The organism is Micrococcus sp. CS26 (genome assembly GCF_055522295.1).
Genome location: NZ_JBVFVY010000029.1, coordinates 1 through 19,927, shown reverse-complemented (window position 1 = coordinate 19,927; position 19,927 = coordinate 1). Strand labels below are relative to the sequence as shown.

General features: G+C 71.9%; 21 protein-coding genes. 18 read left to right on the top strand and 3 right to left on the bottom strand.

The window, feature by feature from the left end; all coding sequences use genetic code 11:
• Together ACZ1IK_RS10310 and recR are read left to right on the top strand one after the other, a co-directional pair.
• Positions 1-199: hypothetical protein (locus ACZ1IK_RS10310; RefSeq protein WP_465098494.1), on the top strand; the 199-nt coding region annotated here is incomplete at its 5' end.
• 115 nt (positions 200-314) lie between these two features.
• Positions 315-914 carry a recombination mediator RecR gene (recR, locus tag ACZ1IK_RS10305; RefSeq protein WP_002856659.1) on the top strand — a complete coding sequence of 200 codons (600 nt, stop codon included), beginning with the start codon at positions 315-317 and terminating at the stop codon, positions 912-914.
• A 43-nt stretch (positions 915-957) separates the two neighbouring features.
• Here the strand turns inward: recR and ACZ1IK_RS10300 are convergent, their stop codons facing one another.
• Both ACZ1IK_RS10300 and ACZ1IK_RS10295 read right to left on the bottom strand, forming a co-directional pair.
• On the bottom strand, positions 958-2,214 hold the full coding sequence (locus ACZ1IK_RS10300) for an ABC transporter permease (RefSeq protein ID WP_101967238.1): 1,257 nt from the start codon (positions 2,212-2,214) through the stop codon (positions 958-960).
• Complete coding sequence (locus ACZ1IK_RS10295) at positions 2,211-3,224, bottom strand: ABC transporter ATP-binding protein (RefSeq protein WP_434145293.1); 1,014 nt, start codon at positions 3,222-3,224, stop codon at positions 2,211-2,213. Before ACZ1IK_RS10295 ends, ACZ1IK_RS10300 begins: the two co-directional genes overlap by 4 nt.
• A 240-nt stretch (positions 3,225-3,464) precedes the next feature.
• Between ACZ1IK_RS10295 and ACZ1IK_RS10290 the strand changes: the two genes are divergently transcribed.
• On the top strand, positions 3,465-4,751 hold the full coding sequence (locus ACZ1IK_RS10290; RefSeq protein WP_010079546.1) for an aspartate kinase: 1,287 nt from the start codon (positions 3,465-3,467) through the stop codon (positions 4,749-4,751).
• A gap of 126 nt (positions 4,752-4,877) precedes the next feature.
• On the opposite strand, the gene ACZ1IK_RS10285 is transcribed toward ACZ1IK_RS10290, so the two are convergent.
• Positions 4,878-7,862: a S8 family serine peptidase gene (locus ACZ1IK_RS10285; RefSeq protein WP_170720622.1), complete on the bottom strand. Its 2,985-nt coding sequence runs from the start codon at positions 7,860-7,862 to the stop codon at positions 4,878-4,880.
• 268 nt (positions 7,863-8,130) lie between these two features.
• Here ACZ1IK_RS10285 and ACZ1IK_RS10280 point away from each other — a divergent pair, with 268 nt between their 5' ends.
• The 15 genes from ACZ1IK_RS10280 (at position 8,131) to ACZ1IK_RS10210 (ending at position 18,300) form a co-directional block, all read left to right on the top strand.
• On the top strand, positions 8,131-8,874 hold the full coding sequence (locus tag ACZ1IK_RS10280) for a hypothetical protein (RefSeq protein ID WP_465098493.1): 744 nt from the start codon (positions 8,131-8,133) through the stop codon (positions 8,872-8,874).
• 26 nt (positions 8,875-8,900) lie between these two features.
• Positions 8,901-10,253 carry a recombinase family protein gene (locus ACZ1IK_RS10275; RefSeq protein ID WP_336630258.1) on the top strand — a complete coding sequence of 451 codons (1,353 nt, stop codon included), beginning with the start codon at positions 8,901-8,903 and terminating at the stop codon, positions 10,251-10,253.
• Between the two features lie 519 nt (positions 10,254-10,772).
• Positions 10,773-10,946, top strand: coding sequence for a MerR family transcriptional regulator (locus tag ACZ1IK_RS10270; protein WP_145992769.1), 174 nt, complete (start codon positions 10,773-10,775; stop codon positions 10,944-10,946).
• A 147-nt stretch (positions 10,947-11,093) separates the two neighbouring features.
• On the top strand, positions 11,094-11,378 hold the full coding sequence (locus ACZ1IK_RS10265) for a hypothetical protein (protein ID WP_145992768.1): 285 nt from the start codon (positions 11,094-11,096) through the stop codon (positions 11,376-11,378).
• 140 nt (positions 11,379-11,518) lie between these two features.
• Complete coding sequence (locus ACZ1IK_RS10260) at positions 11,519-11,641, top strand: hypothetical protein (RefSeq protein ID WP_465098492.1); 123 nt, start codon at positions 11,519-11,521, stop codon at positions 11,639-11,641.
• On the top strand, positions 11,625-13,058 hold the full coding sequence (locus ACZ1IK_RS10255; RefSeq protein ID WP_336630256.1) for a DNA primase family protein: 1,434 nt from the start codon (positions 11,625-11,627) through the stop codon (positions 13,056-13,058). Before ACZ1IK_RS10260 ends, ACZ1IK_RS10255 begins: the two co-directional genes overlap by 17 nt.
• Before the next feature lie 243 nt (positions 13,059-13,301).
• On the top strand, positions 13,302-13,463 hold the full coding sequence (locus tag ACZ1IK_RS10250) for a hypothetical protein (protein WP_336630295.1): 162 nt from the start codon (positions 13,302-13,304) through the stop codon (positions 13,461-13,463).
• Positions 13,460-13,651, top strand: coding sequence for a hypothetical protein (locus ACZ1IK_RS10245; RefSeq protein WP_336630296.1), 192 nt, complete (start codon positions 13,460-13,462; stop codon positions 13,649-13,651). Before ACZ1IK_RS10250 ends, ACZ1IK_RS10245 begins: the two co-directional genes overlap by 4 nt.
• Positions 13,652-13,658: 7 nt before the next feature.
• Entirely contained in the window at positions 13,659-13,904 is a 246-nt protein-coding gene (locus ACZ1IK_RS10240) for a hypothetical protein (RefSeq protein WP_336630297.1), read from the top strand.
• A 106-nt stretch (positions 13,905-14,010) separates the two neighbouring features.
• Positions 14,011-14,409: a hypothetical protein gene (locus ACZ1IK_RS10235; RefSeq protein WP_336630298.1), complete on the top strand. Its 399-nt coding sequence runs from the start codon at positions 14,011-14,013 to the stop codon at positions 14,407-14,409.
• A complete protein-coding gene (locus tag ACZ1IK_RS10230; protein WP_336630299.1) occupies positions 14,406-14,780 on the top strand; it encodes a hypothetical protein in 375 nt (124 codons plus the stop codon). Before ACZ1IK_RS10235 ends, ACZ1IK_RS10230 begins: the two co-directional genes overlap by 4 nt.
• 17 nt (positions 14,781-14,797) lie before the next feature.
• Positions 14,798-15,937 (top strand): hypothetical protein, encoded by a 1,140-nt coding sequence (locus ACZ1IK_RS10225; protein WP_336630300.1) that lies wholly within the window; start codon positions 14,798-14,800, stop codon positions 15,935-15,937.
• Between the two features lie 528 nt (positions 15,938-16,465).
• Positions 16,466-16,921: a phage terminase small subunit gene (locus tag ACZ1IK_RS10220; protein ID WP_101963312.1), complete on the top strand. Its 456-nt coding sequence runs from the start codon at positions 16,466-16,468 to the stop codon at positions 16,919-16,921.
• A 316-nt stretch (positions 16,922-17,237) separates the two neighbouring features.
• Positions 17,238-17,912: a DUF433 domain-containing protein gene (locus ACZ1IK_RS10215; protein ID WP_336630301.1), complete on the top strand. Its 675-nt coding sequence runs from the start codon at positions 17,238-17,240 to the stop codon at positions 17,910-17,912.
• Complete coding sequence (locus tag ACZ1IK_RS10210) at positions 17,869-18,300, top strand: PIN-like domain-containing protein (protein ID WP_206496664.1); 432 nt, start codon at positions 17,869-17,871, stop codon at positions 18,298-18,300. The genes ACZ1IK_RS10215 and ACZ1IK_RS10210 overlap by 44 nt, the downstream gene beginning before the upstream one ends.
• Positions 18,301-19,927 lie beyond the last annotated feature (1,627 nt).

The window sequence follows — 19,927 nt, the reverse complement described above, 5'->3', positions numbered from 1 at the left end:
CGAGGCCGCCCAGGGCCGCGGCCCGACCCGGCCCGCCGACACCGGCCCCGCCGCCCCGGCGACGTCCGGGGTGGGGTGGGAGGACGAGGTCGCCAGCGACGACGACGTCCCGCTCGAGGACTCGGGCCTCGTGGGCCGGGCCGTCGTCGAACGGGTGCTCGGCGGCCGCCTGCTCGAGGAACGCCCCAACGACGCCTGAGGCGAACGCGCCCGTACGCCGTCCGGGGCCGCGGGCATGATGGACGCGGCGCCGGACCACGGCGCCGCGTCGGGGCGCACGCCCCACGAGACGCACCATCGGACGAGGGAGACGGATGTACCAGGGCGCGGTGCAGGACCTGATCGACGAGCTCGGCCGCCTGCCGGGCATCGGGCCGAAGTCCGCCCAGCGCATCGCCTTCCACATGCTGGAGGCGGACCGGGAGGACATGCTGCGGCTCGCGGACGCCATCCGCACGGTCAAGGACAGGGTGCGGCTGTGCTCGGTCTGCTTCAACGTCTCCGAGGACGAGGTGTGCTCGCTCTGCCGGGATGAACGCCGGGACCGCTCCCAGATCTGCGTCGTCGAGGAGTCGCAGGACGTCATGGCCATGGAGCGCACCCGCGCCTTCCAGGGCCGCTACCACGTGCTCGGCGGGGCCATCAACCCGATCGCCGGCATCGGCCCCGAGCAGCTGCACGTCCGCGAGCTGCTCACCCGGCTGCAGGACGAGGCCGTGCAGGAGGTCATCCTCGCCACGGATCCCAACCTCGAGGGCGAGGCCACGGCCACCTACCTCGGCCGGCTCCTCGGCGCCACGGGCATCCGCGTCACGCGTCTGGCCTCCGGTCTGCCCGTCGGCGGGGATCTCGAGTACGCGGACGAGGTCACCCTCGGCCGCGCCTTCGAGGGCCGCCGCCTGATCAGCGGCTGACACGGGCCGGCGTCGAGCAGGCCCCGCCCGACGCCGGCCCGGCTCAGGCCACGCGCGTGCCGGCGGGCAGCCGCCCGGCCGGGGTGTCCAGGCGACGGTGGCCCCACCAGCCCAGCCCGGCCACCAGCACACCCTGCATCGCCAGGCCGAGCGGCCACACCGGCCAGGTGCCCTGCCGGTCCGGCACGCCGCTCTGGTCGAGACCGCGCAGCTCGCCGTCGAGGCACTCGACGTCCCGGACGGGGTCACGCTGGGTCCAGCGCAGGCCCACGGACAGCAGGTTGAGCGGCCCGGGCTCCGCCCAGGTCCCGTCCTCGACGAGCCCGCCCTCCCAGGGGGACGCATCCGCGAGGACGGCGTAGGGGTTCGCCGCGAGCAGCCATCCGCTGCGCCGCGGGTCGGGGATCGTCCGGGTGGTCACCGGGCCGACGCACCGGTCGGCGATCCCGTCGTACAGCTCCGGGTGCGCCGCCTCCCACTCGGCCCAGGCCCGCTCCGCCTCCTCCGGGGTCATCTTCTCGAGCTCCGCCTCGGTGAACGGCTCCGCCGTCATGGAGCCGTACTCGGCGTCGTTGGCCCGCACCTCGGTCTGCAGGAACTGCAGGGACAGCCCGAAGGCCACCAGGGTGCCGATCGTCAGCGCCGCCACGATCAGGTACGTCACCACGACGGCGAACAGCGTGCGCCCGGCGATGGCCGAGACGGCCACGCCGATCCCCGCGATCATGCCGAACTCCACGAGGATCATCACGAGCCCCACCAGCACGGCCCACGGGGACACGCGTCCCACCACGGCCGCGACCGCGAGCCACGGCAGCGCGGCCGCGAGGAACGCGGCGGAGGCGATCCACGCGGCCAGCCACTTGCCCGCCATCAGGTGCCCGGTCCGCAGCAGGGTGACCTGGGTGATGGCCAGGGTGCCGCCGGCACGGTCGCCCGAGATCGCGTTGGCCGCCAGGGCGGGCGAGACCAGCAGCGAGAGGGTGAGGACGAAGAGCAGGACGCCGTCGAAGAGCGTCCGCCCCAGGGCGCGCATCTGCTGCTCCGCCAGCTCCGGCTCCAGGCCGGACGCCTCCATCTCCGTCATGCCCAGGCTCCGCAGCCCGAGGGCGCCGAGGGTCACCGCCCCCACCACCACGAAGAAGACGCCCAACAGCACGTACCAGCCGCGCGAGCGCAGCCGCTGACGCAGTTCCATGCCCACCACGGTGGCCACGGCCTGGGCCGCGCCGAGGCGTCCCCCCGGCTGCGGCTGCGGCGGGCGGCGGTCGTGGATCGAGGTCGCGACAGCGGTGCTCACGGCCGGTCTCCTTCGGTGCGGGGGCCCTCCAGATGGAGGCCCAGGTAGGCGTTCTCGAGGCGGGAGCCCTCCGGGGCGAAGTGGCTGACGAGCACACCCTCGCGCACGAGGTCCGCGAGCAGCGCGGCCGCGGCGGCCTCGCCCCGCAACTGCACCACGACGCCGTCCCGGCGCTGGCCCGCGCCGGCGCCGGTGGCCGCGGTGACGGTCAGGCCGCGGGTCTCGAGGGCGCGGACGAGGGTGTCCCGGGCCGTCGGGTCGGGCCCGGCGATCCGGTAGGGGCGGGCGAGGCCGTCGGCGGCGCGGAACTCCTGGGTGGCCACCGTGGCGCCCTCACGGAGGAACACGGCGCGATCGGACATCTCCTCGAGCTCGGCGAGCACGTGGGAGGAGACGAGCACGGCGGTGCCGGCTGCGGCCATGGCGCGCAGGTCGTCCCGCAGCCGGATGCGGGCGGCCGGGTCGAGGCCGTTGGCGGGTTCGTCCAGGAGCAGGACGGAGGGCCGATGCACGGTGGCCCGAGCCAGGGACAGGCGCTGCTGCTGGCCGCGGGAGAGCACGCGGGCGGGCCGGTGGGCGAACTCCGTGAGCTCGACCCACGCGAGCTGCTCGTCCGCGCGCGCCGACGCCTCCGCCTTCCCCATGCCGTAGAGCCGGCCCAGGCTGGCGAGGATGTCGTGGCAGGTCAGCTCCTCCCACACGCCCAGGGTGTCGGGCATCCAGCCGAGCCGCCGCCGGGCCTCGACGGGCTCGCGCACCGCGTCCACCCCGGCCACGGACACGGCGCCGGCGTCCGGGCGCAGCAGGGTGGCCAAGATGAGCAGGAGCGTGGTCTTGCCCGAGCCGTTCGGGCCGACGAGGGCCGTCACGGAGCCGGCGGGCACGGTGAGGGAGACGTCCCGCACCGCATGGACGGCGCCGAACGAGCGGGCGAGGCCGTGGGCCACGATCCCGTCGTGGGCGGCCGCCCCCAGGACGGGTGCGGCGGGCGGGGGTGCTGGAGCGGTCATGGCCCCATCCTTGCCGGGCCGTGCACGGACGCGGATCCACCCGGGGGATGATCCCGGCGCCGATCCGAGCCCGACCGGGGTCGCAGGCGGGGCCGCAGGCGGGGCCGCGGGCGCCGTCGTCCTGACCGGCCGCGGGCGCCGGGTCCAGCATCCGGAACAGGGGTTCACCTGGCGGACCCGCGCGGGTGCGCGCCCCTAGACTTGGCCCGAACCGACCCTCGATCCCGTCCGGAGCGACCCATGAGTCTCATCGTCCAGAAGTTCGGCGGCTCCTCCGTGGCCGATGCCGCCGGCATCCAGCGCGTGGCCCGCCGCGTCGCGGACACGGTCCGGGCCGGGAACCGCGTGTGCGTCGTGGTCTCGGCCATGGGCGACACCACGGACGAGCTGCTCGACCTCGCCGCCGAGCTCACGCAGGACGCGCCCGCACGCGAGATGGACATCCTGCTCTCGGCCGGCGAGCGCATCTCCATGTCCCTGCTGGCGATGGCCATCCACGCCGAGGGCGTCGAGGCCCGCTCCTACACCGGCTCCCAGGCCGGCATGCTGACGGACACCTCGTACGGCCGGGCCCGGATCGTCAAGGTCAACCCCCACCGCGTGCAGGAGGCCCTCGACGCCGGCCGCGTGGCCATCGTGGCCGGGTTCCAGGGCATGAGCCCCGAGTCCAAGGACATCACCACCATGGGCCGCGGCGGCTCGGACACCACGGCCGTCGCCCTCGCCGCCGCGCTCGGCGCGGACGTGTGCGAGATCTACACGGACGTGGACGGCGTCTACTCGGCGGACCCGCGCGTCGTACCGACCGCCCGCAAGCTCACCGAGCTCTCCTCCGAGGAGACCCTCGAGATGGCGGCCTCCGGATCCAAGGTGCTGCACCTGCGCTCCGTGGAGTACGCGCGCCGCTTCGGCGTGCCGCTGCACGTGCGCTCCTCCTTCTCCGACCACGAGGGCACCTGGATCCTGCCCGACCCGAACGACACCATCACCCTTCAGGAAGGCGCTCCCATGGAACAGCCCATCGTCTCCGGCGTCGCCCACGACCGCTCCGAGGGCAAGGTCACGATCGTCGGCGTCCCCGACGTGCCCGGCAAGGCCGCCGAGATCTTCCGCGTGATCGCCGTGTCCAACGTGAACATCGACATGATCGTGCAGAACATCTCCCGCGAGGGCTCGGGTCGCACGGACATCTCCTTCACCCTGCCGATCGTGGAGGGCAAGGACGCCATGGCCGCCCTGCGCGCCGCCCAGGACCGGATCGGCTTCCAGGACATCGTCTCGGACCCGGAGATCGGCAAGCTCTCGCTGATCGGCGCGGGCATGCGCTCCAACCCGGGCGTCTCCGCCACCTTCTTCAAGGCCCTCGCCGACGCCGGCGTGAACGTGGACCTCATCTCCACCTCGGAGATCCGCATCTCCGTGGTCACCGCCGAGAGCAAGCTCGACGACGCCGTCCGCGCCGTGCACGCCGCCTTCGGCCTCGACGCCGAGGAGGAGGCCACGGTCTACGGCGGCACCGGCCGCTGACGCCGCACCCGCCGCTGCCCCACCCACCAACGACGCCGGCCCCGCACCTTCAGCGTGAAGGTGCGGGGCCGGCGTCGTGCGGGCGGTTCCTCCCGTTCCGTCAGCGAGGACGGAGGGGGTCGGCGGTCACGGGACCTGGACGGTCACGTCGGTCGTGATGCCCGCGTCCCAGGTGACGAGGCCCTTCCAGGTGCCCGAGGTCAGGCCGGACCAGGAGAGGGTCGCCTCGGTGGCCTTGCCCGAGGTCACGGGCACCGGGTTCGGGGAGACCGTGAGGTTGCCCGCGTCCTCGCGCAGCTTGAGCGTCTCGAGGGTGCCGGTGTCCTTGCCGCCGTTGGCCGCGTACAGGTGGCCGACCACGGTGTAGGCGCCCGGGGCGGGGTCGGCGATCGTCAGCGTCTCGGACTCGTCCGCGGTCGCCCGGGAGAGCTGCTTGCCCTCGGGGGTGATCACGTACAGGTCCCAGTCGGCGCCGGCGGCGCCCGCGTTGATCGAGGCCACCAGGGACTGGGTGCCCTCCTCCACGGTCACCGTGGACACGGCCAGTGCGCTGGACTCGAGCGAGTTGCTCGCGGTGGCGGCGGCCACGGTGGAGTCCACCTTGCCCAGGCCCAGGACCTGCGGGGTCAGCTCACCGGTCACGCCGGGGGTGATCTCCACGTCGGCGGAGCCGGTGGCGCCGGAGCCCTCGACGGCGGAGGTGACGGTCGCGGACTTCGCCTTCACGGTGACCGGGGAGGTCACCTCCGGGACGGCCTTGCCCTTGGCGGTGGTCCAGGACATGGAGCCGTGGGTCCAGGTGTTCACGGCGGCGTCGGTGCGGGTGACGGTCAGCTCGACGTCGGCGGACTGGCCGGCCTTCAGGTCCAGCACGGCCGGGGAGGCGGTCACCTCGAAGCCGGGCACGTTCGCAGAGAACCGCCAGCGGCCGTTCTCCAGGGCGGTCACGGTGCGGGTCACGGTGGCCGAGCCGACGACGTCGGGGATCGCCAGGGACGGGACGTTCACGTCACGGCCGGCGATGTCGCCGCGCAGCAGCGCGTCCCACTGCTCCTTGCCGGAGTCGTAGACCAGGCCCGGACGGGCGGCGGCGGCCGGATCGGCGGAGCCGGCACCCGTGGCGAAGTTGTCCGTGTTCACGGTGCCGTCGGCGTTGTACACGTCGCCGGCGGTGGTCATGAGGGCGGACTTCACGGCCATCGGGGACCAGGCCGGGTACTTGCCGATCAGCAGCGTGGCCATGCCGGCCAGGTTCGGCGAGGCCATGGACGTGCCGGACATCAGGCCGAACGTGTTGCCGTGGTAGTCGGGGTCCAGCGGGGAGACGCCGGCGATCACGTTCACACCGGGGGCGGCGAGGTCGGGCTTCAGGAGCTCCTGGTTCACGGCGTTGGCCGGGCCGCGGGAGGAGAAGCCGGCGATCTGGGGCAGCGGGTCCTCCGGCAGGCCGGTGGTGTCGCCCGGGACGATCGTGGCGGTGAGGTCGGAGGACTTCACCTTCTCGATCACGCCGTTGTCGTTCATGTGCACGGTCGGCACCGCGTGGATGTCCGCGTCCAGCGAGCCGGACGGGGTGTTCACGAGGATCATGCCGACGCCGCCGGCCTCCTCCACCACCTGCGACTTCTCGGTGCGGGCGTTCCCGCCGCGCTCGCAGAGCACGATCTTGCCGGCGGCCTCCTCGGTGAGCCCGCCGGGCAGGCAGAGACGCGCGGCCTCAGCGTCGCCGGCGGCGACCTCGGACGCGTGGATGACCTCGGCCGGGCCCACGCCGGTGCGGGCCGAGGAGGCGCCCCGGAGCTGCGTGCCGTCGGAGAACTGCACGGTGGCGGTGAGCTCGTTGGAGAACGTCTCCGCGGCCACGGTGGTCAGCCACGGGGAGCCGTGGTTCACGGTGTTCGGGCCGGGGCCGGAGTTGCCGCCGGAGGCGGCCACGAAGATGCCGGCCTCGGCGGCGGACTTGAAGGCCATGGCCACCGGGTCCACGATCGAGGTGTTGGAGCCGGAGATCGAGTAGTTCAGCACGTCCACGTTGTTCTCGATGGCCTGCTCGATGGCGGCCACGGAGGCGGAGGTGTAGCAGCCGCCGGTGTTCGGGTCGGTGTCCTCCCAGCAGATCTTGTAGGAGATCAGGTGGGCGGCCGGGGCCACGCCCGCGCCCTCGCCGAAGGAGTCGTCGTCGATGGTCTGCTCCACCCCGGTGTTGCCGAGGATGGTGGTGGCCACGTGGGTGCCGTGGGAGAACACGCCCAGCGGGGAGATGCGCTCCTCCGGGGCCCGCTCGTCCACCGGGACGAAGCGCTCGAAGTCGTCGGAGAAGGCGTAGGCGCCGATCAGCTTGGAGTCGCACGACGACGCCGGGAAGTCCGGGCCGGTCTCGCACTCGGCCGTGGCGGTGGTGCCGTCCGCCTTGAGCACGGCGATCTGGCCGTCCGCGGTGCGGTACGGCACGCCGACCTTGGCCTTGCCCTTGAGCGGCTGGACGGGCTGACCGTCGATGAACGGGTTGTCCGGGTGGATGCCGGAGTCGATGACGCCGACCACCACGCCCTTGCCCGCGTTCTCGGCCTTGCCGTACACGGACTTCCAGGTGCCCTTCTTGCCGGGCAGGCCGAGGAATTCGGTGGAGCTGTAGTCCGGGGCCACCTGCTCGTCCGGTGCGACGCCGAGCACGGCCGGGTCCTTCGCGATCGCCTGGGCCTCCTCGGCGGTCAGCTCGGCGACGAACGCGTTCACGGCGCGCTGGAAGGAGATCTCGGCCTTGGCGCCGTGGGTCTTCGCGACCTTCGCCTGCTGGCGCTGGAGCTTGGCCTCGTAGTTCTTCACGCGCGGGTGCGAGGGGTCGAACTTCGCCTTCGGGGCGGCGCCCGGAACGGCGCCGGCCTCGGGGGCGGTCACCGACGGCTGGTCCTTCAGGACCACGAAGTAGCGGCCGTCCTCGAACTGCTGCTGGACCTGCACGTCGCCCTGCGGGCTGGAGACGGTGCTGCCGTCGGGCAGGTCGACGGCGGTGGCCGACACCGCGAGCGCGGGAGCGGCCACGAGGCTCGCGCCCGCGACGGCCGCGGCCAGGGCCCGACGGCGCCGGGCAGGGGTGGGGTTCTGAGGCATTGCCTCCGCCTTTCTCATCAAGGTCCGCCCAGCTCTCACCCGTGGCACGCCGGCGGGGATGACGCCGGGGGACGGGGAGATCGGCGCCCATGTGATGAGCGCCACAGCGAGACATGTGCAATCTACCGTCCGGTAGGGCGTTTGACCAGATTTTTGCCAGGCAACGTCCAGGACCGTCGAATTGGGGCCGCCGGAGTGCGCTCCCCGCGTCGGCATCACGTGGGCCCGCTCGCTCATGAGGGGCGCCACGGGGGAGGATGGTGGGGCCATGCCCGAGCCACGCACCGACCCCGCGCCCCCGCCTACCGCCGTCGTCACCCTGCCCGCCGACGTGTGGCGGGCCCACGCGCGGGCACACCGCGAGCGCATCGCCCGACGCACGGACCCGCTGGTGGCCCTGCGGATGCGCGGCCAGAAGCACCCGGTGCAGGACTTCCTCTTCGGCTACTACACGCACTCCCCCGCCGCACTGCAGCGCTGGCACCCCGGGCCGGGGGTCCTCCTCGCGGACGACGACGGCGCCGCGGCCCGCGCCGAGGCGGCCGAGCTGGGCACGACCCCCCGGGGCGAGTGGAAGCACTACCGGCGCGTCGAGGCCGGCGAGGTAGCAGGCGCCGTCGTCGACGGCCGCCCGGTGGGCGGCTGGCTGGTGGACGCGGCGGCGGTGCTGGCCGACCGCGCGTCGGGGGTGGCGTTCACGCGGGACCTGCTCGCGCGCACGGCGGAGCGGGCGCCACGCCTGGGCTGCTTCGGGCTGCACGAGTGGGCGATGGCGTACCGCTCGGACGTGCACGGGGTGCGGCACTCCCAGCTGCCGCTGCGGCTCGGGGCCGGGGGGACGGACGCGGTGGTGGAGGGCTCGCGGATCCGGTGCACGCACTTCGACGCGTTCCGGTTCTTCGCACCCGAGGCGCGCGACCGCAACGAGGGCGACGACGGCGTCCTGCCCACGCGCGCCGGGATGCGGGAGATGGAGCAGCCCGGCTGCCTGCACGCGGGGATGGACCCATAGAAGTCAACATCGCTTAGGATGGAGTCATGCGCGCCGCCATCTACCTCCGCATCTCCCTCGACCGTCACGGCGACGGCCTTGCAGTAGAGCGGCAGCGCGAGGACTGCAAACGGATCATCGCTCAGCGTGGATGGGAGCACGTCGCCACCTATGAGGATCCGTCCGTGTCAGCTTCATCGCGCACCGTCACCCGCCCCGGGTATGAGCGCATGGTCCGAGACTGGCAGGCCGGCCGCTTCGACGCCGTTGTCTGCTGGGACCTCGACCGCCTCACTCGCCAGCCCCGGCAGCTGGAAGACTGGATCGACGCCGCCGAACAACGCGGACTACACCTCGTGACCGCGAACGGGGAGGCCGACCTAGGCACGGATGCCGGCCGGATGTTCGCCCGTATTAAGGCGGCCGTCTCCCGCCAGGAGGTGGACCGTAAGAGCGCGCGGCAGGTGCGCGCCGCTCAGCAACGCGCCGAGCTCGGCAAGGGGTGGGGCCCTCGCCGGCCGTTCGGATTCGCTGAGGACAAGGTGACCCATGACCCCGCCGAGGCGGCCGTGGTGCGCCGCATGTACGACGACTTCAATGCAGGCGTGGGCCAGCGCGAGATCTGCCGCCGTCTGGCCGCGGAGGGTGTGCGCACGAGCACGGGCCGGGAGTGGACTCAACCCGCCCTTCGGCAGTTTCTCCGCAATCCCCGCAACGCCGGCCTCCGCGCCTACCGGGGGGAGATCATCGGCCCCGCTGAATGGGCGCCCCTGGTAAGCGAATCGGTCTACCGCGCCGCCCTCGATCGCATGGACGCGCCGACGAAGCGTGTAGGAGGCAGCGGCGCTAAACATCTGTTGATCGGCGTGGCCCGGTGCGGGGTCTGCGATAGCCCGGTGGGAACCAACTACACGGCGACTCACAAGCGGCAGTACGCGTGCCGAGCCGGACACGTGGCGCGCTCCGCGGAGGCCGTGGACGCATACGTTTCTGAGGTCGCCGTGGGCGTCCTGTCCACCCGCGGGGCCGCTGCCTTTACTCGCCATGACGACGCGGGGCAGGTAGAACTCTCGGCCGAGGCCGACCGGATCCGAGCACGGCAAGAAGCGCTAGCGGTGGACTTCGCCGATGGCACCCTTACCGCCGCACAGTTGCGCGCAGCTAACGCCCGCATGGCGGAGCGTCTCGAACAGGTCACCGCGGCAATGGTCGCGGCCGAGGGTAATGCGGCGCTCCGCCCTCTGCTTGAGGCTGAGAGCGTGGCGGCAGGCTGGGAGCGTCTGGATATACCGCGGCGGCGCGCGGTGATAGACACGCTCATGAGCGTGCGGATCCTGCGGACGTCGCAGGGGTCCCGGTTCGACCCGGCCTCCGTGGAGATCACACCGCGCACGGGGTGAGGAGTTCCGCGGAACCAGCGGACAGCAGGGCGGGCCGCCCACGGAGGACCCGCACACCAAGGTGATACTTATCACATCCCGTTGACGGGGCAGGAACTGTCACATAGCGTGTAGTTAGGTCGCCAGAGGTGGGCCAGAGCCACGTAGTGCTCCCACCAGGCGGCAGGGCTGGACGCTCTCCGCCAGTCTCCGCAGGCGGGCGATCTTTGCCCCGTCTGGTTGACAGCCGCCGAAGTGAGTCATAGCGTGTAGTTAGGTCGCAAGAGGTGGGCCAAGGTGCCAGACATGGCGGAGAAACGGCCAACACACCTCTCAAGCTGACGACAGTCCCACGTCCTCGGGGCAGGCGCCCACAAGGGTTGTCTAGCCGCCCCGCTACGCCGGACACCACGGGGCCGCTCTATCTGCCCTACGGGCAGGGAGCCCCCCGCCCACTCCCACCCCTACGCACATCGCTAAGGCCAGTCACTCGACTGGCCTTTTTTCGTGCCCAAACTCAGGAGGAAACCCTTGTCCGAGATGGCCCCCACCCTGTGCAGCCCTCGCGAAATCGCAGAGATGTTCGGAGTCTCCACCCGCCGTATCAACAGCCTGATCCGGGAGGGCGCCCTGCCGGTCTACGTGCTCGGCCCGCGGACGCGCCGTATCGACGTTCAGGCCGCCCGGGAGGCCCTCGCCCTTGAGCGCCCTTGAAATCGCGGCGGCCGCCCGCCGGCTGGTAGAGGCGTGGCCCCCGCTCACCCCTGAACAGATCGACCGGATCACCCACCTGACGAACCCCGCCCCGAGCGGGGTTTTTTTATGCCCGGATTCGGGCCAGACGGAGGCCAAAACTACGTGATGACGGACATGAAGAAGGGCCGCCCCGCTACCGACGGGGCGGCCCCCACTACCAAGCTCGCCACTCCCATCTTACTCGACCCCGAGACCATGCTGGAGGGCGTCCTCGTCCTCGTTGTCGCCCACGCCGAGGCCGGGGAAACCCGCTACAGGCGCCGCGTGTTCTACACCGTGGCCGCCGCTCAGCGCGCCGCTGATCGCGCGGTGGAGCGCGGACACGCCGCGTCCATCACCCTGTGCCGGCTGGCACCGGTCACCACGCTGGCCGAGGGGTGGAAGGCATGAGCGGCCCGACCTGTCGCCACTGCGCGGATTGGGCATACGGCTATGCCGAGGGCTACGCCCAGGGGCACGCATCCGGTCTGGCCGCCGGACGCGTGCAGGGCGCCGCTGAGGGGCCCGCTCACCCGGCTATCGCTGACTCCGTGGCCCGCATGTTCGCCGGGTGGGACGGCGCCGAGGCGGCCCACGCCCGCTCCGCCGCCGGCTTCCGTGACTGGTACGCCCAGGCCCGCCAGGAGGTGAACGCGCATGGCATCGCCGCTTGATATGGAGGACGTGGACCTGTCCGAGACGACCCGCAAGCGGCCCGACTACTTCCACCCGGACCTCTACGACGAGCAGACGCCGGCACCTGAGCGCCCGGGGGAGCAGCACCGGGGACAGCTCCGCATGGCCCACCGGCTCGCCGAGGCGTACGAGGGCCGTTTGATGTACGTCAACGGCATGGACTGGCACCACTGGGACGGCACACGGTGGGCACCGGATGAGACCGCCGCCGCTGAACGGGCCGTGCACGATGTGCTGCGCTCCGCTCTGGCTGAGTCCCACGACGGTGACCGCAATCTGCGTGATGATGTGCGCCGCTGCGAGACGGCCGCCGGCATCCGGGGCGTCCTGGACATCGCGGCCACCCTGCCCGGTATCCGGGTGCCGGTGTCCGCCCTCGATGCCGACCCCTACCTGTTGAACGTCGCCAACGGGACATTGGACCTGCGAACACGCACCCTGCGCCCACACGACCCCGCCGACCGCTTGACGCGCGTGTGTCGTGGCGCGTGGGAACCCCAAGCGGACGGGGGCGAGTGGGAGGCGTTTCTGGCAACGATCCTCCCGGTCGAAGCAGAACGGGAGTATCTGCGCCGTGTCATCGGGCAGGCCGTGTTCGGGGCCGTCCGCGAGCACCTGTTCCCGGTGCTGACCGGGACCGGGGCGAACGGCAAGGGCACCGCGTACACGGCCATCGCACACGCGCTAGGGGACTATGCGGCCGTCATTGACCCCGACATGCTGATGACCTCCAGGCGGGGGCCAGGCGGGCCGGAGATGATGCAGCTATTCGGGGCGCGTCTGGTCATCGGCTCGGAGACCGAAGAGGGCAAGCCCCTGGACGCGGCGTTGATGAAGCGCCTGACTGGCGGTGACCCCATCACGGCCCGGCATCTGTATCAGGCGCCCGTCACCTGGGAGCCCTCGCACCAATTCGTTTTCGTCACCAATCATCTGCCCAAGGTCAAGGGCAACGATCCGGCGGTGTGGCGACGGGTCCGGGTCATTCCGTTTGACGTGGTGATTCCGCCCGAGCACCGGGACACGGCGCTGCCCGAGCGTCTGCGCGCCGCCGCTGACGCTGTAGTGACGTGGGCGGTGCGCGGGTGGTGGGACTACGAGGACCACGGCATGGGTGAGCCTGACGCGGTGAAGGCCGCAACGGACGCCTACGCGGTCCAGTCTGACGCCGTGCGCCGGTTCATCGCCGAGAACTGCGTCGTCATGTCCGGCGCGTCCGCGCGCTCCAGCGACCTGCACCAGTCATGGGCGGAATGGGCGATTCAGGACGGTGCAGACGCCCTGAGCGCTAAGGCATTCGGGGCCGAACTGGACCGGCTGGGATACCCCGCCAAGCGGACGAAGGTGGGCATGATCCGGGCCGGAATCGGACTCGCCGCCGAGTGCGAGGACTGACCGGGTGAAGGGTGGTGAAGGGTGTTTGTAAACCTCCCCACGCGAGGGGAGCTATAGAAAGTTTCCAAGAACCCTTCACCTCCCTACACCCGCACCCCCTGAACCGCAGAAACAAGCCAATTTGACGGCCCCCAGCCACCTCACGGTCGGGGGCCGTCGTCGTCCCCACAACCGAACGGAGGACCCATGACCACCTCGCCGAGCGCACCCGGCCAGCCGCACGCGCACGCCACACCGACACCCATGACCGCCGCCTCACTCCAGGCCCTGCACCGCGCCGCCGCCAACGGAATTCAGATGGCCCGCTTTCACGCCGACCGCGCCGAACGGCACCGGCTGCGGGCCGAGAAAGCAGAGGCCGAACTCATGGCCCTGCGTGCCGCCCACGCCGAGGAGGACGCGTGAAGACCCGCCGCGCCTACACCGCCGCCGGAATGGCCGCGTTCCTGTCCGAGCTCCAGCGCCGGCACGGCGCCCCCGCCCAGACCGGCACCCGGGCCGGCGTCCGCCCGGCGCCCCAGGAGATGCCCCCGCTCACCGCGGCGGACGGCACCCCTGAGCATCCGCTCCCCGCCACGACCCCCGAGGACTGATCCCCGCATGTACAGCGTCTACGCCCAGCACTGGCAGCGCGACACGGAAGCCGCCGCCTCCGCACGCGTCTACCAGGTATCTCGCCTACGTCACGACGCGGCCCCCGCCCCCGGCGTTTCGATCTTCCGTCACGGCCGCCCCGTGCTGACCCTCACTCCCGACGACGCCCGGCGGATCGCTGACGGCCTGCACGACGCCGCCGAGCGTGCCGAGCGCGTCCCCGCCACCCCGATCCGCAAGGAGCACCCGTGAGCCGCCAGCGCTACGACCCCGGCCGCCGCAAACGGCTTGCCCCCTCACCACTGAGGCCCGCACCCGCGAGGCCGGCACTCCCTACCCCGAAGAAGGAGCACCACTCATGAAGCGCCCGCACATCACGCACGCCGAGGCCGAAGCTCAGGCCCGCCCCCTGCCCCTGGAGGACCAGATCACCTACTGGAAGGCCCGCGGCCGCGCCCTGGAACGCGCCGCTCAGCGCGCCCAGACGCACCCCCGCCCCGAGGACGCCGCCCCCGAGACGGTGCCCGCGCCGGAGACGGCGCCCACCCCGACCGGCCCCGACCCCGTGCAACTCGAAGTGCTCGAAGCCCGCATGGAAGCCGCCGCCACCCGCCGCGGGATCGACCCGGTCCCCCTCCTCCCGTACCTGCGGGCCGAGCCGTTCATGAACGAGGATGGCCGTGTCGAGCGTGCCGCCGTCGAGACGTTCTTCCAGCAGCTCGCCGACGCCCGCGACGCCCGGACGGTGCGCCCGTGACCGGCCCCAGCACCGGCGGCGTCCGCGGCGGCCGGCAGACCTGGGCCCAGTGGTACTACTCCGGCGCCCCCACGGCGCAGGACATGGCCGACCGGCGCCACGCCGACACGGCCCGCGCCGAGCGTGCCCGTCTCGACGCTGAGGCCCTCAACGCCCGCCACGCCGAGTCCCGTCCCGATCCGGCCGCCCGGCTGCGGATCGCCCTCACCAACCTGGGCCCGAGCATGGTGCTCCCCGGCGCAGGCCCCACCCTGGCCGACGTCAACGCCGCGATTCGCCGCGAGGCCGGCCCCGACCGCGCACTGCATCAGCAGATGCTCGACCTCCACTTGACCCAGCAGGCGCGCCGCCGCGCCGCCGGCAACCACTGACACACGAAAGGCAGATCATGAGCACTACGAAGACCGCCCCCGCCTACACGACGGCCGAGAACATCCGCGCCCAGGTCCACGCGCACGCCGAGGAGGAGCGCCGCGATGCGTCCGCCCACGGGGCAATGCTGAACCTCGTGCAGAAGATCGGCGACGGCCGCGAGGACCCCGAACCGGACCTGAACGCCGCGTACGAGCAGGCCCGCATCAGCGGGGACTGGGAGGAGTACGAGCGCATTTACCGGGCCCACGACGACTGGGCCGACCGGTCCGCGAAGCGCGCACGCATGGCGAACAACCTGCGAAACCGTGCCATCCCCAACCCCGAGCGACGCCGCACCCTCCGGGGCAACGCCGGCCGTCTCACGCTGGCATACCTCGCCGGCGCCCTGCCCAGCATCCTCGACGCCGCCCAGCGCCTCACACTCCACGGTGTGCCCTCCACCGCCGAGGCCGCCCTGACCGCCGACCCCCGCACCCGGGGCCGCTACCTCGAAGCTGCCGCCGTCGTGGACGCCTACAGGGCCCTGCGCCGCGCCCAGGCCGCCGCCGTGACCGACATCAACGCGACTGTCGCGGAGAGCTTCGGAGGGCCGTCCCAGGTCTTCTCGCAGAGCGTCCTCACCATCGGGCAATTCCGTGACGCCCTCCACCTCGACGCGACCTGGCTGAGCAACCGCCGCAATGCCATCGGGCAGCTGCGCTCTTCCGCCACCCGCGCCCACCTGCGCCGGTACGTCCCCGGGATCGTGGAGTTCCTCGACGACGCCCCCGCCGAGCTGTTCGGGCCGATCACCGCGGACGGGTTCCCCGCTGAGTGCACCACCGTCCCCGCCCGCGCCCAGTGGCTCGCCACGTGGAGCACCCGCCTGGACTTCTGGGTCCCCGAGTTCGAGGACCTCCAGCAGCTCCAGCACCTCTACGGGTCCGCCATCAACCCGGGGCACTGGCAGGACCGCAAGGGCCTTGTCCTCGCCAACACCTACGAGGGGGAGAGCGCCGCCGACAACGCCGAGCGCCTGGCCCTGGTCAACCTCGACTACCGCCGCCCCGACTGGGACACCCCCCAGCCCGAGCCCACCGCCGAGGACCTGGACGCCATCACCGCGAACCGCGCCGCCCTCCCGCGCGAGCAGCACCCCGGCCTGCACGCCTGAGCCGCACCACCGCGACGCGGCCCGCCCACCACACCGGAGGGCGGGCCGCCCCGCACCCGCAGACCCACGCCCGCACAACGCACCCGCACCCGTGCCTGCAAACGCGTCCCCTCACGCACGCTCACACACCCGACCACCAACGCCCCACCCCACCGCCGAACGCCCGCCACAGCCCGCAGGGAGAAGCTCCCAGCACACCCCCAGAGCAAGGGGGGCACCCCACCTCCCCCCGGGGGGCGCCATCCCCGCCCCGCCACAGTCTGTGGCTGTCTGTCTGCAGAGTTGAGGGAAAACGCATTTACCACGATTGGAGGGCCGGAATATGCCGGTTTCGCGCTGTCCGATGTGTCGGAATCCGGTCATTCAGGCCGGGACTGGGCGGCCCGCCCGGTGGTGCTCGGATGCCTGCCGCTACCGGGGGCACACCCGGCTGCGGACGCTGCGTAAGCGTCTGCGAGCTGCCGAAGAAGAAGGACTCGCCCGCCGCGCTGAGTACCTGCGCGAGTGGATCAACCGATTGGAGAAATGATGGCGAACCTGCCGAAGCCGGCGAACAAGCGTTCCCGGCGCACGACGTCCAGTGGGCCAGAGTTCCGGGCCCTCGAAGTGGTGGCGGTGCCTCAGCCGCCGCTGCCGGAGCGGGATCGGCCGTGGAGCGCGGAGACGCTGAGGTTCTGGGACGAGCTGGGAACGTCCTCGATCGCGCCGGAGCTCTCCGCGGTGGAGTGGCGGATTCTCATGCTCGCCGCCGTCGCCTATGAGGCGATCTGGTCTGACGGGGCCCTCACCCGCGTTGACACGCTACTCAACTTGATGGGCCGGTTCCCGTTCACCCCGCGGGATCGTCAGACGTTGCGGATCACGGCGCTGACGGGTGAGCAGATGGAGGCCAAGGCGCGGGCGCAGGGTCAGCGGGAGCACGTGGCGGGCCGGAACTATGCGGGCCTGCGTGCTGTGGACACGACGGCCGGCGGCCAGGCATGAAGCGGCCCGCGCTTTTGCGCACCTTAGTCGCCCCCGTCCTCCTGGCTTCCATTCTCCTTCTCCTGGACGGTCCGGGGTGGCGAGGCCGAGGCGGCGGGGATGCCCCGGCGTGCTGCCTACCTGCGCGAGTGGCTCGAGCGGTTGACCGCCGGCCCCGGGCACGGGCAGGGCACCACGTGAGCGCCCGCGGGATTCGCAGTGCCGGGCGTGTGAGACGCGTACAGCGTCCGCGGGCGCCCTTACGCTGTAGTTCAAGGACCACGGCTGCACGTCACTGCGTGCCGCCGTACATAGAGGCACAGGGGAGGTGATTAGCATGACCGCAGTACCGATGGACAGGACTCGTCTCGAGCGGCGCGTCACGACGCCGATCCTCACCCGTGCGCAGGTGGTGGCCTTGACCCATGCGCCGGAGGCGGACGTTCGCCGGTGGACGACGGGACCGAATCCTGCCGTGCAGCGCGCCCCGCGGTCGGGGTGGACCCCGTTCACGGTGAACTTCGCCGGTCTGCTCGAGGCGGACCTCCTGCACATGCTGACCGACATGCCTCACCTGGGACCCCGCAAGGCGTCGGGCGTCATGCGCGCGATTCGCCAGGACCATGGCCCGCTCGCCCTCATCGAGCACCCCGGCCTGTTTACGGACGGCAAGGACGTCTTCCTCCTCGATGGGGGCGTCTTCACGCGAGTGCGGGACAGTCAAGGGGCGTTCGCCGAGGTGTTGGAGCGGTACACCCGCCGACTCGTCGTGCGTGATGGCCGTGTGCAGGAGTACCGCCCTGACCGCCTGCCGATCGCGTCCGTGAACCCGGCGTTCAACGGGGGCGGCCTGTCGCTGATGTCGAACCGCACCCCCGTGTCGGCCGTGGCCGGCATGCTGCTCGCTGGCGAGACGCCGCAGAGCGTCGCCCTTGACTACGACCTCGACGTGAGCGAGGTGCAAGCTGTTGAACGCGACCTCGAGTGGGCGTGGCAGGCGTCGGCGGCCTAAGCCCGTCACTGTCTTCTTCGATCGGAACCTAGGCAAGAGCCTCCCGCGCGCCCTTGACATCTTGCCGCAGCTGAAGGTCAAGCACATGCGCGACGTCTATCCGAACGACGGGCAGGAGATTGAGGACACGGAGTGGCTCGCGCGCGCCGGCGCTGAGGGGTGGGCGGTGTTCACTCAGGATGCCCGCGTGTGGCAGAACCTCGACGAGCACGAGGCGCTGATCAACAACGGCGTCCGCGTCTTCTGCCTCGGCACGCCGCAGGCCACGGCAACGCAGAAGGCGGTCTGCTACGGCAGGCACATTCTGCCGATCCTCCGCCGCGCGCGCCGGCCGGGCCCATGCTTCTGGCGCATCTATCCCGAGCGCGTGGACAAGTTGTTGCGCTGACTGCCGGGAGCGGGGTGGCCCCGGCGGGAAACGGGTCCGCCGGGGCCGGAGCGGGCGGGCCGCACGTGTGCGGGGGGGTCCCGTGGTCCCTCTCCACGCGACGGAGCCGAGGGGGGATGGCTCAACGCCGCGCACGCTCAGCCTACGGGCGGGAGGTGCGCCTCGATAGACCCAGAGGGCGACGGCGTCGGCCTAGCGTGTCCGGCCCTCGTGGTCCCCTGCCCGGCATGCCGTTCCACACCTATGACGGTCCGCCGTTCGAGCGCCCCGAGGACGTTCACGCCGCACCCTACCGCCACCCGTTCTACGCGCGCGCCGTGTTGCCGGACGTGGGTGCCGTAGACGGTGCCGTGACCCGGTGGACCACGTCACACCTACTCCTGACGTGGGTGGGGACTGCGGGCGGGGAGCGGGAGCACGCGTGGGTGCCGATCGCGTGGACGAGGCGCATCGCGCGGGAGGAGTCAGGGTGGCGGGACCCCGACGATCTGCACTGATGGACGCCGCCCGAGGCCGATAGGCTCGCCCGCATGGCACCTCGACCCGATATTCAGAACGCGCACTGTGAGAAGTGCGGAAAGACGACTCGGCATCTCGTGGACATTCACGAGAGCTCTCCCACGGACGCACACAAGATCACACCCTTCGTGAACCCGGTGGCTTGCTTGGTCTGCCACCCCGAGCGAGATCCCCGCAAGTCCAAGTGACGATGACGGCCCCGGCCCTCCCACCATGGGAGAGTCGGGGCCGTTTCTGCGTTCAGGCGGCGGCCGCGTAGTCCGCAGCGGTGCGCTCAGCGCGTCGGACATGCTCGGCAAGGTCGGGCCGGCCTGCGCGCCGCAGACGGGCGCGAAGCGTTCCCACGTTGACCCCGAGGCGGCGGGCGATCTCGAGCGGGTGCACGCTCCACGAGAGCAGCCATTCCACGTCCTCGACCAAGGCGGCGTTGCGTTCAAGCGTGGCCGGGCGAGTCACTGCCGGCCCTGCGTCAGCAACGCGTCGTAGGCGGCCCCCACCGCGGGAACGGAAACGCCCGCATCGGCGGCGGCCGTCACCATGTCCTCGAGCGTGGCCGACGTGCCGCGCGCGTGTAGGCCCGCGGCGATCGCCTCGACGGCGGAGGCGTCCAGGGCCTCCAGCAGCTCGAGGACAGTGGAGAGGTCCCGGGCGAGCGCGCGGGCACGGGTGCGGGTGAGGTCCAGGCCTGCGCGGGGTCCCGGTCGTGCCCTCGGCCGTGAGGGTCACAGCGCCGTCATGGAGGAACGTGGACACGCCGCCGGCGGATGGGCCGCTGATCGTGATGAGCTCCTCGCCGTACTTGTGCGGGGTCTCGACCTTGAAGCCGGGGCGGATCGTGGGGACGTTGGAGGTGCTCATGGTGCCTCTCCTCGTGGGGGTGGCCGGTGTCTGCCGGTCCTCGGGTGGTGGTGGTCTGTGGGGAGGGGCGGACGGGGGTGCTCATCTCCAAGGCGGAAGCGGAGCCCTGCGGGCCCAGGTCTCCCGGTCCCTCATCCCAAAAACCCGCCGCCCTCCGCCCCCGCTCTGCGACATTCGCCCACGCCGAGTAGACCCCCGCTGTTCGGCGGGTGTCTCTCGTGTGGCCCTAGGACTGGCCGAGCTCTGGCAG

Bases quoted from the DNA above. Each gene is read 5' to 3' on its own strand.
- recR (WP_002856659.1), top strand. From the start codon at position 315: ATGTACCAGGGCGCGGTGCAGGACCTGATCGACGAGCTCGGCCGCCTG.
- ACZ1IK_RS10295 (WP_434145293.1), bottom strand. From the start codon at position 3,224: ATGACCGCTCCAGCACCCCCGCCCGCCGCACCCGTCCTGGGGGCGGCC.
- ACZ1IK_RS10290 (WP_010079546.1), top strand. From the start codon at position 3,465: ATGAGTCTCATCGTCCAGAAGTTCGGCGGCTCCTCCGTGGCCGATGCC.
- ACZ1IK_RS10285 (WP_170720622.1), bottom strand. From the start codon at position 7,862: ATGCCTCAGAACCCCACCCCTGCCCGGCGCCGTCGGGCCCTGGCCGCG.
- ACZ1IK_RS10280 (WP_465098493.1), top strand. From the start codon at position 8,131: ATGCCCGAGCCACGCACCGACCCCGCGCCCCCGCCTACCGCCGTCGTC.
- ACZ1IK_RS10275 (WP_336630258.1), top strand. From the start codon at position 8,901: ATGCGCGCCGCCATCTACCTCCGCATCTCCCTCGACCGTCACGGCGAC.
- ACZ1IK_RS10270 (WP_145992769.1), top strand. From the start codon at position 10,773: ATGGCCCCCACCCTGTGCAGCCCTCGCGAAATCGCAGAGATGTTCGGA.
- ACZ1IK_RS10265 (WP_145992768.1), top strand. From the start codon at position 11,094: ATGACGGACATGAAGAAGGGCCGCCCCGCTACCGACGGGGCGGCCCCC.
- ACZ1IK_RS10255 (WP_336630256.1), top strand. From the start codon at position 11,625: ATGGCATCGCCGCTTGATATGGAGGACGTGGACCTGTCCGAGACGACC.
- ACZ1IK_RS10250 (WP_336630295.1), top strand. From the start codon at position 13,302: ATGACCGCCGCCTCACTCCAGGCCCTGCACCGCGCCGCCGCCAACGGA.
- ACZ1IK_RS10240 (WP_336630297.1), top strand. From the start codon at position 13,659: ATGTACAGCGTCTACGCCCAGCACTGGCAGCGCGACACGGAAGCCGCC.
- ACZ1IK_RS10235 (WP_336630298.1), top strand. From the start codon at position 14,011: ATGAAGCGCCCGCACATCACGCACGCCGAGGCCGAAGCTCAGGCCCGC.
- ACZ1IK_RS10225 (WP_336630300.1), top strand. From the start codon at position 14,798: ATGAGCACTACGAAGACCGCCCCCGCCTACACGACGGCCGAGAACATC.
- ACZ1IK_RS10220 (WP_101963312.1), top strand. From the start codon at position 16,466: ATGGCGAACCTGCCGAAGCCGGCGAACAAGCGTTCCCGGCGCACGACG.
- ACZ1IK_RS10215 (WP_336630301.1), top strand. From the start codon at position 17,238: ATGACCGCAGTACCGATGGACAGGACTCGTCTCGAGCGGCGCGTCACG.